The organism is Amaricoccus sp. (genome assembly GCF_036846665.1).
Lineage (GTDB): Bacteria > Pseudomonadota > Alphaproteobacteria > Rhodobacterales > Rhodobacteraceae > Amaricoccus.
The window spans coordinates 1-12,994 of record NZ_DAIUBO010000105.1; the positions used below are offsets into that span (position 1 = coordinate 1).

Genomic DNA, 12,994 nt, shown 5'->3' on the forward strand with positions numbered 1-12,994 from the left:
GAGCATAACCTTGCCAAGGTTAGGGTCGTGAGTTCGAATCTCATCGCCCGCTCCAATCGAAAGTCGGAAGCGTTCCGTTTCCGGAATCACCCGGCACCCGCTCTGCTGCAGTCCCGCGAGACCCCGCCTAGGGAAGGCGGAATCCTGTCCGGAGGCACGTTGCGACGCCGCAAAGACATGCTCGGGAGCGCGGTGCGGTTTCGCCGGTTCCCCGGATCAGACAGACGAGTTGACGCCATGACGAACGCCGCCCTCCTCGCCCGCCGCCAGAATGCCGTGCCGCGCGGCATCGCAACCTTTGCGCCGGTCTTCGCCGACCGGGCGGAGAACGGTGCGATCTGGGATGCCGAGGGGCGGCGATTCGTCGATTTCGCCTCCGGGATCGCGGTAACGAACACCGGCCACCGGCATCCGAAGGTCATCGCCGCGGCCGAGGCGCAGATGAAACGCTTCACCCATACCTGCTTCCAGGTCACCGCCTATGACGTCTATGTGGAACTCGCGGAGAGGTTGAACGCGCTGGCGCCGATCGCGGATGCCAAGTCGATCTTCTTCACCACCGGGGCGGAGGCCACCGAGAACGCGGTCAAGATCGCCCGGGCCCATACCGGGCGGCCGGGCGTGATCACCTTCACCGGCGCCTTCCACGGCCGGACCATGATGACCATGGCGATGACCGGCAAGGTGGCGCCCTACAAGACCAAGTTCGGGCCGATGCCGGCGGGGGTCTATCACTGCCCCTTCCCGATCCCGCATCACGGGGTCAGCGAGGCGGAGGCGCTCAAGGCGCTGGATTTCATCTTCAAGTCCGATTGTGCGCCGGACCAGACCGCGGCGATCGTGATCGAGCCGGTGCAGGGCGAGGGCGGCTTCTACATCACGCCGCAGGGCTTCATGACGCGGCTGCGCGAGATCTGCGACGCCCATGGCATCGTGCTGGTCGCCGACGAGGTGCAGTCGGGCTTCGCGCGGACCGGCAAGGTCTTCGCCATCGAGCACTACGGGATCGAGCCGGATCTGATTCCGGTTGCCAAGGCGCTCGGCGGCGGCTTTCCGATCTCGGGGGTCATCGGCAAGCGGGCGATCATGGATGCGCCGGATCCGGGGGGCCTCGGCGGCACCTATGGCGGCAATCCGGTCTCCTGCGCGGCCGCCCTGGCGGTGCTCGACGTGATCGCGGAGGAGGGGCTCTGCGCGCGGGCCGATGCGCTCGGCAAGCGGATGCTGGAGCGGATCGAGGGCTTCAAGCGGGCCAACGACAGCCATCCGATCGGCGACGTGCGCGGGCTCGGCGCCATGGTGGCCTTCGAGATCGTCAGGGAGCGCGGGGGCAACGATCCCGACGCGGACACGACGAAGGCGGTGGCGGCGAAGGCGCTCGAGCACGGGCTGATCGTGCTGACCTGCGGCTTCTACGGCAACGTGCTGCGCCTGCTGCCGCCCCTGACGATGAGCGACGCGCAGCTCGACGAGGGTCTCGCGCTGCTGGAATCGGCGCTGAAGCGGGCCGCCTGAGGCCCCGAGGGGTCGCGATTCATACCGATCTGCGGTCTGTCCCCATGGGGACAGGCTGTAACCATTTGAAATAAAACGATAAAAGTGTTAACGCGTTGAAGCGCCCCGATCCTGCGCGGCACGGTCTCCGCATCATTCAGGCGGCGGGTGGCGCCAGGATGCGCTGGTGTCCTTCCGCGAAGGCGTCGAGGCGGTGGGGCCAGACCGCGCCGGGCCAGTGCAGGGCCATCGCGCCCGAGGCCGGGCGATAGGCGGCGGTGTAGAGAGTGCCGAAGCCGGCCGCAAAGGCGGTCGAATAGAGCGGCGGGCGCAGGAAGGCGCCGATGAAGCGCTCCTGGGGCTCGACATGCAGGGTCAGGCGCTGCAGCAGGTAGCGCTCGCGCTCCACGGTGGCGGTGAAGCGGGCATGGCTGGACCATTCCACCCGCTCCTGATGGTTGGTCGCGACCGCGGCATGGCTGATGACGGCGGCGCGATCGGGCGCGAGATAGGCGGTGAGATAGGCGCGCGAGGCATCGAGCACGGTGACGTTGTAGCTCATGTGGCAGCGGATGCGCGCCAGCGCGCGCCCCGCCTCCGCCGCGGTCGAGCAGGTCTGCAGCACGTAGCGCAGGATCAGCGGCACGCCGAAGCCGTCACCCACCTCGCGCCGCCCGCCGAAGGTGAGCGAGACCGCGAGGCCGGCGTCGTTCACGCCGTCGACGAGGCCCCATAGCCCGTCGCTGACCCCCATCACCGAACGGCCGAGCCAGTCGGATCGCATCACGATCGCATCGAAGGCGCTGGGGCTGTAATCGTAGTTGCGGACCAGAAGCGGCTCCTCGCCGGGCCAGATCGCCTGGCTGCAGGCCGAGAGATAGGGCGGGGGGCAGTAGAAGCTGAGGAACCGCGCCGCCTCGTCGCCGCCGCCCGCGAGATCGCAGAGATCCTCGTAGAGCGGCGCGAGCTCGGGCATCTGCCGGCGCAGCTCGCGGCGGCATTCGAGATAGGTCGGCCGGGCGGCGAGCCCCTCGCGGGCCCACCAGCGGCGATAGGCCGGCCAATGCTCGGCGAAGAGCCCGGCCCATTTCGGGCCGGGTTCGGACTCCGAGATCGCGCGGAAGTCCAGATACATCGCCGCCTACATGATCTTGAACGCCGGTTCGGCCAGTGCCTGGGCCGACGGCAGCGGCCGGGCCGAGAAGGCGTTCTTGATCCCGTCGATCCATTTCTTGGAGCGGTCGGTGAGCGCAAAGGCATTGGTCATGGACCGGCCGCGGGTCACCAGGATCCCGAGATCGGCGCCCTCGTAGCGATAGTCGCCGGGCTTCTGGATGCGCAGGAAGAAGGCTTCCCGCTCGCTCTCCACGGCGCGGCGGTGATAGTCGAAGCGGTCGAAGACCACGCGCCCGTCGTCGAGCATGCGGTAGATGCCCGAGGGCGGGGCAGCGGTGATGATGTCGACGGTGTCCTCGGTGTGCTTGATGACCATCTGCGACCAGCTGTCGATCATGTCCGGATCGGCCCAGCGGGCATTGAGCGCCTCGACGTCGAGCTCGAAGTCCTTGCCGCTGAATTCCAGCAGATGGAAGAGGAAGAGCGGCGCGTCGGCATGGGCGAAGGCGGCGTGGTTGGTCATCGACGAGGCGCCGGTGATGCGGGGATTGAGCTCGCCCAGCCAGATGTCGCCGGTCTTCTTGTCGATGAGGAAATCGAGCTCGAAATAACCGCGGTAGCCTTCCTTGCGCAGCTGCTCGCCGAACTTGAAGGTGAGCTCGCGCGCCTTCTGCCGGGTCTTGGGCGGGAAGGCGGTGGCGAAGATTTCGTTGCCGCACCAGCCGCCGCGATAGGGGGTGAGCTCCCTGAAGCCGACCAGCTCGGTCATCAGCGGGCCGACGATGGTGCCCTGCCGGGTTGCGCAGGCCTCGATCGCCGAGCCGCGGCAATCGATGCGCTTCATGATCTTGATCTCGCCCTCGCCGACGATCTCGTGCTCGTGCTTGCGGAAATCCGCCTCGGACTTGATGAAGAAGGTGGTGTGGCCGGAATCGCCGAAGGCCGATTGCAGCACGAGATCATGGCCGATCCCGGCCTTCTCGCAGAGCTCGCGCAGGTGCTTGTAGCTCCTGACCTCCGAGAGCGTGTTGGGGACGGAAGGAACGCCCGCCTTGTTGCCGATGCGCACGGTCTCGATCTTGTTGTCGCATTTCGTGCGGAGCCTGGCCTTGGGGAACCAGACCTCGCCGCCGATCTCCCTGGCCAGCTTTTCGGTCTTCTCGTCGAACATGAGGAAGACGAATTTCGGCTTCTTGCCGCCGCGCTTCTCGACGTAGTCGATCACCTCCTTGTGCTGGAGGAGGTAGTTGTTGATGTCCTCGATCGACTGGAATTCGTCATGGGGGACCTCCGAGGGGATCATGACGTTCGGGTGCTGCCCGTCGAAGCAGTCGATGTAGCAGATGTACTTGAAATTCTTGACCCATTCGTCGAGCCCGAGCAGGTTGAAGTTGGTGGCGGAGACGAAATAGATCGGGTTCTGGTTGGTGTGGAAGTAGCGCCGGATCTCGGAGATGTTCTTGAGCGTCTTCTTCGGCATCGGTTTCCTCCTTTCGGCTATCGCGTGGCGGCGTGACGCGCGAGCGCCTCGTCGGTGAAGACCCGCAGGCCGAGCTCGGCGCGGTAGCCGTGGATCTCGCTCACGTCGAGCGCGCGCATGAAGGCGAGGATCTCCCGGCTGATCACCTGGCCCGGCACGAGGATGGGGAAGCCGGGCGGGTAGGGGATGATGAAGGAGGTGGAGACCAGCTCGCGCCCCGCGTCCACCGCCGCCATCAGCCTGTCGTCGAATTCGAGATAGTCGCAATTGTCCTCGTCATAGGCGAGGAAGAAGGCGGCGCGGATGTCGCCCTCGGCGGTCTCGGCGCTGGCGCGGAAGGCGTCGTGGAAGCGGCTGAAATCGGGCAGGGGGGGCACGTCCTCGATCAGGCTCTTGACCCGGCGCTCATGGGCGATGCGCTCCATCTTGGAGGCGTCGTCCAGCAGGTCGTCGAGGTCGCGCGCGATCTCCACCAGCACCTCGATCAGATAGGCGACCGAGGAGCGCGTGGTGCCGATATTGGTCATGAAGAGCACGGAGTTGCGCGAGGTCTTGTTGATCTGGATCCCGTATTTGTCCATCAGGATCCGGGTCTTGAAGGTGTCGCCGTCCCAGCCGGTGCCCCCGACCGCGAGCGTGATCCGGGTCGGGTCGAGCACGAATTCGTCCCCGGTCCAGACGTCCCAGATATCGTTCCAGCCCGCTTCGGGGTCGTCGTACTTCGCCTGCTTGCTGGAGCGGAACTGATCGGGGATCATGTCGCCAGCGGTCAGGAGGCGGAAGTATTTCTTGAGCAGCGGGTGCGAGGCGATCGCCCGGCGCATGGCCATCGCCGCCTCGACCTGGCGCTGCACGAATTCGAAGCCCTCGAGCTCGACCTGGCGCCGGCCGACGTCGAGCGAGGCGATGATCTGGTAGTTGGGCGAGGTCGAGGTATGGGTCATGTAGGCCTCGTGGAAGGCCTGCTCCACCTCGCCCTTGAAGTCCTGGTCGTTGACGTGGATCATCGAGCCCTGGCGCAGCGAAGTCAGGGTCTTGTGGGTCGATTGCGTCGCATAGACCCGCACGCGCGCCCTGGGGTCGGGGATCAGCCGGGTCTTCAGGAGCGTCGCCTCGTCGGCGCCTTCGAGCTTGGCCTGCTGCTTCTCGTAGGCCTTGGCATGCTCGGGCGAGCGCAGGAGCTGGCGCAGGACGTTCGCGGCGTTCATCGCGGTGCGCTGGCGATAGGTCGGGGCGAAGCGCGCGAAGGCGAACCATGCCTCGTCCCAGAGGAAGATCAGGTCGGGCTTGATCGCGAGGCATTCCTGCATCACCCGCTCGACATCGTAGACCAGCCCGTCGAAGGTGCAGTTGGTCAGGAGCAGCATGCGCACCTGGTCGAGCTTGCCCGCGGCCTTGAGCGTCAGGAGCTGATGCTTGATCTCGCGCAGGGGCACCGCGCCGTACATCGAGTATTCGTTGAGCGGATAGCTGTCGAGATAGACGACATTGGCGCCCGAGAGCACCATGCCGTAATGGTGCGACTTGTGGCAGTCGCGGTCCACCAGCACGATGTCGCCTGGTTGAACAAGGGCTTGCACGACGATCTTGTTGCAGGTCGAGGTGCCGTTGGTGGCGAAGAAGGTCTGCTTGGAGCCGAAGGCGCGCGAGGCGGCTTCCTGCGCCTCCTTGATCGGCCCGCGCGGCTCGAGCAGGCTGTCGAGGCCGCCGGAGGTGGCGGAGGTCTCCGCGAGGAAGATGTTGGGGCCGTAGAAGGCGCCCATGTCCTGGATCCAGTGGCTGCGGGTGATCGACTTGCCGCGGCTGATCGGCATGGCGTGGAAGACGCCGGTTGGCTGCTTGGAATATTCCTTGAGCGCGGTGAAGAACGGGGTCTTGTAGCGCAGGTTCACGCCGCGAAGGATGTTGAGATGCAGCTCCAGGAAATCCTCCTGGTTGTAGAACACCCTTCGGCAGCGCCCGAGGTCGCGGCCGGCGATGTCCTCGGCCGAGCGGTCGGTGATGAGATAGGCGTCGAGCTCGGGACGGACCTTGGCGATGAGCCGGCAGAGCTCGGGGCCGTATTCGCCGGGCGCCAGCGCATCCACGTCCTCCTCGCCGCTGACGCTGCCGAGATAGCGGGTCAGGATGGGGAGGGTGATGCGGGATTTCAGCGTCAGTCCTGGGCGTACCACGACGGCCTGGATGTTGTGGTTGAAGAGGATCGCGATCAGCGCATCCTCGAGGCTCGGGACGATCACCGCCTCGTAGATGAACTGGTCCTCGTCGCGGCGCATGCGTTGCAGGCTCGTGCGCAGCCAGCGCTGCTGCTGATCGGTCATGCGGTCGACGATCAGCACCTCGAAATAGGGCTTGCCCAGCGCGCGGGCCTCGAGGGCGATGTCGTCGTCGACCTCCTCGGCCTCGGCGTCGTCGCGGCCGAGCGGGACGCTCCGGCGGCGGTAGGCGCCGGAGGTCAGGGCGCGGGCGACCCGGCGCACGGAGAATTCGAGATCCTCGACGTTGCGATGCTCGAGCAGCCAGCGCAGGTGGTCGAAGGCGGCCGGGCCGGGAAAGGCCCAATAGGCCTCGATCGGCGCGAGCGCCTCGAAGAGCCGCTGGGCCTCGGCGATGAGGCGCTCGCCGGCGCGCCCCTCGGCGCCTTTCACCAGCAGCGATTCGGTCGCCTCGCGCAACGCGCTCCAGCGGTCAGCGCGCAGCTGCGCGGCGCTGTAATAGTCGCTGACCGAATGTCCTCCACCGGCCGCCTTCTGCCCTTCGCTCATGATTTCCCCCCTTTGGTTCTTGGTTCCATGCCCGGCGGCACGGCCGGCGGGCGGCCGGTCAGCCGTGACTGGTCCGCTTTTCGTCCAGTGCCGTCACGTTCACGCCGCCGAGGCGCATCGCCTCGGCTTCGGTCAGCGCGGCCTGCGGGCTCGGACCCTGGACGCCCGCGCGCGATCCCTGCTTCGGCGCCTCGAGCGGCCCGAGCGTGTGCAGATAGGCATCCGTGCCGCTGGCGCGATCATAGACGGAGAAATCCGAACTGCGGTCCCGGAAACTCTTGAGGACCTGGCCGAGCCCCTTCATCCCGGTTTCGCGCTGGCGGCGGACCTGGTCGAGGTCGATCTCGATGGGGAACATGTCCTCCTGGCCCGCGGATTGGTGCAGCACGGTGGCGGCGGGGTCGACCACGAGCGACCGGCCGACGCCGCCCGCCGACAAGCCGTTGACGTCGAAGACATAGCACTGGAACTGGGCTGCCGTCGCCCGCGCGATGGCGAGCTCGGCGTCGCGGTCGGTGGTGCCGGTCAGCACCGGGTGGAGCAGCACCTCGACGCCCTGGGAGGTCAGCTGGCGCGTGGTCTCCGGGAACCAGATGTCGTAGCAGATCGAAAGCCCGAACCGGCCGATCTCGGGCACGTCGAAGACGCAGAACGAGGTGCCGGCGGCGATCTCGGCCTCATAGGGCCGGAAGGGAAACATCTTGCGGTAGGTCGCGACGATCTCGCCCGAAGGGTCGATGACGACGGAGGTGTTGTAGATGCGGCCGTCCTCGGCCTTCTCGAACATCGAGCCGGGGATCAGCCAGACCTTGTGGCGACGCGCATCGTTCCGGAATTGCTCGATCGTGTCGTTGGGGAAGGGCTGGGCGAAGCGGGGCAGGGGGCCGAAAGGCGCGAGTTCGCTGAACAGCACCATCTGCGTCCAGGGAAAGCGTGTCATGAGCACGTCCAGCCGGTGGCGCATGCCTTCGAGGTTGGAATGGATCGCGGCGACATGCATCTGGATGCCGGCGATGGCAAAAGGCGTCATTGCCTGCGGAACTCCCGATTACTCTTGGTTGTCTTCACGATATGCGGAAAGCGCGACGGCGCGCCAGCGCCTTTTCCCGGAGTGCCGCCGCAGCCACCGTTGCATCCTTGCGTCGTGGGGCCTAGCTCAGGGGTTGTGCCGGCGCCTGTGGTCGCCGGGAGCCATCGTCCGGGGGATCTGGCCATGAACTCGCGCAAGCGCATCCTCTTCACGGGAGGCTCCGGCAAGGCCGGGCGGCATGTGGTGCCCTATCTGATCGCGAAGGGCCACCGGGTGGTCAATGTCGACCGGGTTCCGCTCGATCATCCGCAGGTGGACAACATCACCGCCGACATCACCGATTCCGGGCAGATGTTCAACGTGATGACCAGCTACGCCGATTTCGACGAGCTCGAGCCCGGCACCGGCGTCCCGCCCTTCGATGCCGTGGTGCATTTCGCGGCGATCCCGCGCATCCTGATGCATCCGGACAACGAGACCTTCCGGGTCAATGCCCTGGGCACCTACAACGTGCTCGAGGCGGCGGTGAAGCTCGGGATCCGCAAGGTCGTGCTCGCCTCGTCGGAGACGACCTACGGGATCTGCTTCTCCGACGGCACGGTGGATCCCAAGCATCTGCCGCTCGAGGAGGATTACGACGTCGATCCCATGGACAGCTATGCGCTCTCCAAGGTGGTCAACGAGGTCACGGCGCGGGCCTTCCAGCGCCGCTCGGGCTTCGACATCTACGCGTTGCGCATCGGCAACGTGATCGAGCCGCAGGAATACGACCGCTTCCCGGATTTCGTCGCGCGGCCCGAGACGCGCCGGCGCAACAGCTTCGCCTATATGGACGCGCGCGACCTCGGCCAGATCGTCGATCGCTGCCTCGGGGCGGACGGGCTCGGCTTCCAGATCTTCAATGCGGTGAACGACACGCAGACGACGGACATGAGCACGGCGGAGCTGATCGAGCGCTTCTACCGCGGCGTGCCGGTCACCCGCGAGATGGGCGAGCGCGAGGCGGTCTTCTCGAACCGCAAGATCCGCGAGGTGCTGGGCTTCGAGGAAGAGCACGATTGGAGGAGATATGTGACGCCCTGAGGCGGTGACCCGAGACCCGAATTGGGCGTCGCCGGGCGAGGGGGGTCAGCCTTACTGACGGTCGCGGATCGGGCCGCGTCGGCCCTGGACGGTGCGCTTGCGCGCAGACGCCTGGCAGGACAGGCGGTGCCTATCCCTCGCGGAAGGCCCGGTTGAAATAGGTCGCGAAGGGGCGGATGAAGAAGCTGAGCGGGCTGCGGTCCTGGGTGCGGATGAAGGCCTCCACCGGCATTCCGGGCAGCAGGACCAGATCGTCGCCGAGCTTCTCGCGCATGTCGGCATCCACGAGGATCTCGGCCTTGTAGTAGCGCTGCCGCAGGTCCGGATCCTCGTAGGTATCCGCCGAGATCGACTTCACGTGGCCGGTGACCTCCGGCGTGGTGCGGGCGTCGAAGGCCGAGAAGCGCAGATTGGCCTCCTGTCCCACATAGACCTGGTCGATGTGGATCGGCTCGATCCGGCTGCGCACGATCAGCGGGATGTCCTTCGGCACGATGTACATCACCGGCTCGGCCGGCCGGATCACGCCGCGCAGCGTGTCGGCGGTGCTGCCGTAGACGATGCCGCTCACCGGGGCGCGGAGGTCGAGCTTCTCGATGCGGTCGAGCAGGTCCCGGCGGCGCTCGCGCAGCTCGATCTCGCGGAATTCGAGGTCGCGCAGTTCCGAGATGGCCTCCTCGCGCATCGCGGAATCGAGCCGCACCCGCTCGATCTCGATCTCGGCGATCTTGCCGCGGTTCTCGGCGATGGTCGCCTCGACCTGGCCGTCGGTGCCCCGGAGCCGCGCGAGTTCGCGCTGCGGGGTCAGGACGCGCGTCACCTGGGTGAGGCCCTGGCGGAGCAACTCCTCCTGGCCGGAGATCTCCTGGCTGAGCAGGTCGATCTGCGACACGGTGGCCGCTTGCAGGGCCTCGAGCCCCTCGATCTGGCGCGAGATCTGGGTCTGGCGCTCCTGCAGCTGCTGGCGCTCCTCGGCCTGCAGCTTGCGGCGGGCCGCGAATTGCTGCGACTGGGCGGTCATCAGCGCGGCGATCTCCGGGGAATCGGCGGCGCGGGACACGAGTTCGGGGTCGAAGACGATCTCGGCCATCCCGTCGCGCTCGGCGGAGAGCCGGCTCTTGCGCGCGAGGATCTCGAACCACTGGCCCTCGACGATCCCGAGTTCGGAGACGAGCGACTGGCCGTCGAGCCGGATGATGACGTCGCCCTCGGTCACCTCGTCGCCGTCGCGGGCGTTGATCTCCTCGATGACGCCACCGGTGGGATGCTGGATCACCTGGCGGTTGCCCTCGACCTCGAGCGCGCCCGGCGCGATCACCGCGCCGGCGATGCGGGTGACCGCCGCCCAGCCGCCGAGCCCGCCCACGAGCAGGAAGAGCGCGACATAGCCCACGAAGAGGAAGCGGCGCAGGTGCCAGCGGTTCTTGGGATCGGCGCTCATTGCTGTGCCTCCGGGGCGATCCGGCCCGCAACCTGGGCGTAGTTCCGGACATGGGCCTTGAGGACCTCGTCCCGCGGCCCGAAGGCCTTGGCGATGCCGCCGTCGAGGATGAGGATGGTGTCGCATTCGGCGATGCCGGCCGGGCGGTGCGCCATGATGATCACGAGCTTCCCGTCGGCCTTGGCAAGCCGGATGGCCTCGTTGAGCGCATCCTGGCCGGCCGCGTCGAGGTTCGAATTGGGCTCGTCGAGCACCAGCACCTGCGGATTGCCGTAGAAGGCGCGGGCGAGGCCGATGCGCTGCTTCTGCCCGCCCGAGAGCCGGGCGCCGCCGGCGGAGACCGAGGTGTCGTAGCCCTGCGGCAGGTTGAGGATCATCTCGTGCGCGCCGGCCTTCCTGGCCGCGGTCACGACTTCGGCGGGATCGGGATTGGGCAGGAGGCGGCCGATGTTCTCGGCGACCGTGCCGTCGAAAAGCACCACGTCCTGCGGCAGATAGCCGATGTAGCTGCCGAGGATGTCGGGCTCGTACTGGTCGAGCGTCGCGCCGTCGAGCCGCACCGACCCGGAGGCCGGGCGCCAGATGCCGGTCAGGACCCGCGCGAGGGTGGACTTGCCCGAGGCCGAGGGGCCGATCACCCCGAGGGCCTGGCCGGGGCTGACGTGGAAGCTCAGCATGCGCAGCGTCGCCTTCTGCTGCTCCGGCGGGAAGACGGTGATCTCCTTGACGTCGACGAAGGCGCGCGGGCGGGGCAGGGCGGTCGGCGTCGCGAGGTCCGGTGTCTGCTCGAGCAGGGTCTTCAGCTGCGCCCAGCCGCGGCGGGCGCGCTGCACCAGGGGCCAGCCGCCGATGGCCTGCTCGACGGGCGCGAGCGCGCGGCCGAGCAGGATCGAGGCCGCGATCATCATGCCGGCGCTCATCTCGCCCTGGAGCACGAGATAGGCGCCGAGCCCGAGCACGGCCGACTGAAGGAAGAAGCGGAAGGTCTTGGAGAGCGTCGAGAACTGGCTGACGCGGTCGGTGGAGGTGAGCTGGGCCGCGAGCGCGCGATTGCGCAGGGTCTGCCAGCGCGCCTGCACGGCGCCGCGCATGCCGAGCGCCTGGATCATGTCGCCCTGCTGGCGGATGGTCTCGGCGAAGCCGTCGCCGTCCATCATCGCCGCGTTCGCCTCGGCCTCGGGCTTGCGGGTCAGCCACTGGTTCAGCAGCGTGATCACCACGAGGATCGCGCCACCGATCAGCGAGAGATGGCCGAGCCAGGGATGGAAGCTGTAGATCAGGGCGATGAAGACGGGCGCCCAGGGCATGTCGAAGACGGCGAAGAGCACCGGCGAGGCCATGAGTCGCTGGACCGATTCGAGATCCTTGAGGCCGGTCGCGGGGCGCGACCGCTCGCTCGACAGCACCGAGCGCCGCAGGGTGGCCCGGAAGACGCGCCCGTCGAGCCGCGTCTGGGCGACGGCGCCGATCCGCGCCGAGATGCGGCCGCGGGCATAGTCGAGCACGCCCATGAGCGCGAAGAGCGCCGCGATCAGGAGGGTCAGGGCGAGAAGCGTTTCCTCCGAGCGACTTGGCAGCACCCGGTCGTAGATCTGGAGCATGTAGATCGAGCCGGTGAGCATCAGCAGGTTCACGAAGACGCTGAAGATCGCCACGGTCCAGAAAAGGCCGGACATGCCGACGAACCCGGCCTCGGGACCTGTTGGTGCGCGTTTCATTCACGGTCTCCTAGCGTCTGCGCCGCTCGTCCCAGGGCGTTGAATACTATGCGGACGGGTTCTGTGGAACCCCGCGGAACAATCACCCTTGCCGGTCCATCTCAACCGGGTTCCGGAACACTAGCAGAAAATCGCTCATCCGCGCAGTGACGGCGATCACAAGGGGGGCGCGGAGCGATCGCTCTCGCCAACGTCACCCCGTCCGCCCGAGTTCTGCGCAGGCCAGCGTCAAAATCCCGCCGAGGCCAGGCACCACCGGGCGCTGCCCTCGGTTTGCTCCGGGACAGTCGTGCGGAAAAGGATGAGATTCCAAAGCGAGTGCCCCTTGGAGGCGGTGCGGGGCCTGTCAGGCGTCCTCCGGTTCGGCGAGCCGGATCACCGGCCGCATGGCGGCGAAGATCTCAGCGGAGAGATGGCATTTGATCTGATGGCCGGGGGAGATTTCGCGCATCGGCGGCACCTCGGTCTCGCAGAGATCGCCGGGGACCTGCGCCTTGCGCGGGCAGCGGGTCTGGAACGGGCAGCCGGGCGGCGGGTTGACCGCGGAGGGAATGTCGCCCTCGAGCAGGATTCGCTCCTTGACGACCGAGGTGTCGGCGATCGGCACCGCCGAGAGCAGGGCCTCGGTATAGGGATGGTAGGGCGGGTCGAAGACCTTGTCGGTGGGGCCCATCTCGACCACATGGCCGAGATACATCACCATAACCCGGTCGGACAGATAGCGCACGATGCTCAGGTCGTGGCTGATGAAGAGCATCGTGGTGCGGTTCCGCCGCTGGATGTCCATCAGGAGGTCGGTGACCGCCGCCTGGACCGAGACGTCGAGGGCGGAGACCGGCTCGTCGGCCACCACGACCTCGGGGGCGC

At 67.2% G+C, this 12,994-nt stretch carries 9 protein-coding genes; 2 read left to right on the forward strand and 7 right to left on the reverse strand.

Translation table 11 applies throughout. From position 1 onward, the window contains the following. The first annotated feature begins 237 nt into the window (after positions 1–237). Positions 238–1,515, forward strand: coding sequence for a 4-aminobutyrate--2-oxoglutarate transaminase (gene gabT, locus V7050_RS11560; RefSeq protein WP_324365465.1), 1,278 nt, complete (start codon positions 238–240; stop codon positions 1,513–1,515). A 136-nt stretch (positions 1,516–1,651) separates the two neighbouring features. Here gabT and V7050_RS11565 read toward each other — a convergent pair whose 3' ends face one another. The 4 genes from V7050_RS11565 to V7050_RS11580 are packed head-to-tail and all read right to left on the reverse strand — an operon-like array spanning position 1,652 to position 7,885. Next, positions 1,652–2,629 (reverse strand): C45 family peptidase, encoded by a 978-nt coding sequence (locus V7050_RS11565; RefSeq protein WP_324365466.1) that lies wholly within the window; start codon positions 2,627–2,629, stop codon positions 1,652–1,654. Positions 2,630–2,635: 6 nt separating this feature from the next. Then, positions 2,636–4,111 (reverse strand): biotin carboxylase, encoded by a 1,476-nt coding sequence (locus V7050_RS11570; protein ID WP_324365489.1) that lies wholly within the window; start codon positions 4,109–4,111, stop codon positions 2,636–2,638. Next, positions 4,108–6,855 carry an aminotransferase class I/II-fold pyridoxal phosphate-dependent enzyme gene (locus V7050_RS11575; RefSeq protein ID WP_324365467.1) on the reverse strand — a complete coding sequence of 916 codons (2,748 nt, stop codon included), beginning with the start codon at positions 6,853–6,855 and terminating at the stop codon, positions 4,108–4,110. The genes V7050_RS11570 and V7050_RS11575 overlap by 4 nt, the downstream gene beginning before the upstream one ends. A gap of 58 nt (positions 6,856–6,913) precedes the next feature. Further along, positions 6,914–7,885, reverse strand: coding sequence for a carbon-nitrogen hydrolase family protein (locus V7050_RS11580; protein WP_324365468.1), 972 nt, complete (start codon positions 7,883–7,885; stop codon positions 6,914–6,916). 183 nt (positions 7,886–8,068) lie between these two features. Between V7050_RS11580 and V7050_RS11585 the strand changes: the two genes are divergently transcribed. Beyond that, the gene (locus V7050_RS11585; protein WP_324365469.1) at positions 8,069–8,968 is read left to right on the forward strand and encodes an NAD-dependent epimerase/dehydratase family protein; all 900 of its coding nucleotides are present in this window, start codon (positions 8,069–8,071) and stop codon (positions 8,966–8,968) included. 130 nt (positions 8,969–9,098) lie between these two features. Here V7050_RS11585 and V7050_RS11590 read toward each other — a convergent pair whose 3' ends face one another. From V7050_RS11590 to V7050_RS11600, 3 genes are all read right to left on the reverse strand, one after another. After that, positions 9,099–10,409, reverse strand: coding sequence for an HlyD family type I secretion periplasmic adaptor subunit (locus V7050_RS11590; RefSeq protein WP_324365470.1), 1,311 nt, complete (start codon positions 10,407–10,409; stop codon positions 9,099–9,101). After that, positions 10,406–12,127: a type I secretion system permease/ATPase gene (locus tag V7050_RS11595; protein ID WP_324365471.1), complete on the reverse strand. Its 1,722-nt coding sequence runs from the start codon at positions 12,125–12,127 to the stop codon at positions 10,406–10,408. The genes V7050_RS11590 and V7050_RS11595 overlap by 4 nt, the downstream gene beginning before the upstream one ends. 346 nt (positions 12,128–12,473) lie before the next feature. Beyond that, a partial coding sequence (locus V7050_RS11600) for an ABC transporter ATP-binding protein (RefSeq protein ID WP_324410561.1) occupies positions 12,474–12,994 on the reverse strand: 521 nt, incomplete at its 5' end.

Excerpts from the sequence above, each read along its gene's own strand:
- gabT (WP_324365465.1), top strand. The coding sequence starts at position 238 with ATGACGAACGCCGCCCTCCTCGCCCGCCGCCAGAATGCCGTGCCGCGC.
- V7050_RS11565 (WP_324365466.1), bottom strand. The coding sequence starts at position 2,629 with ATGTATCTGGACTTCCGCGCGATCTCGGAGTCCGAACCCGGCCCGAAA.
- V7050_RS11575 (WP_324365467.1), bottom strand. The coding sequence starts at position 6,855 with ATGAGCGAAGGGCAGAAGGCGGCCGGTGGAGGACATTCGGTCAGCGAC.
- V7050_RS11580 (WP_324365468.1), bottom strand. The coding sequence starts at position 7,885 with ATGACGCCTTTTGCCATCGCCGGCATCCAGATGCATGTCGCCGCGATC.
- V7050_RS11585 (WP_324365469.1), top strand. The coding sequence starts at position 8,069 with ATGAACTCGCGCAAGCGCATCCTCTTCACGGGAGGCTCCGGCAAGGCC.
- V7050_RS11590 (WP_324365470.1), bottom strand. The coding sequence starts at position 10,409 with ATGAGCGCCGATCCCAAGAACCGCTGGCACCTGCGCCGCTTCCTCTTC.
- V7050_RS11595 (WP_324365471.1), bottom strand. The coding sequence starts at position 12,127 with ATGAAACGCGCACCAACAGGTCCCGAGGCCGGGTTCGTCGGCATGTCC.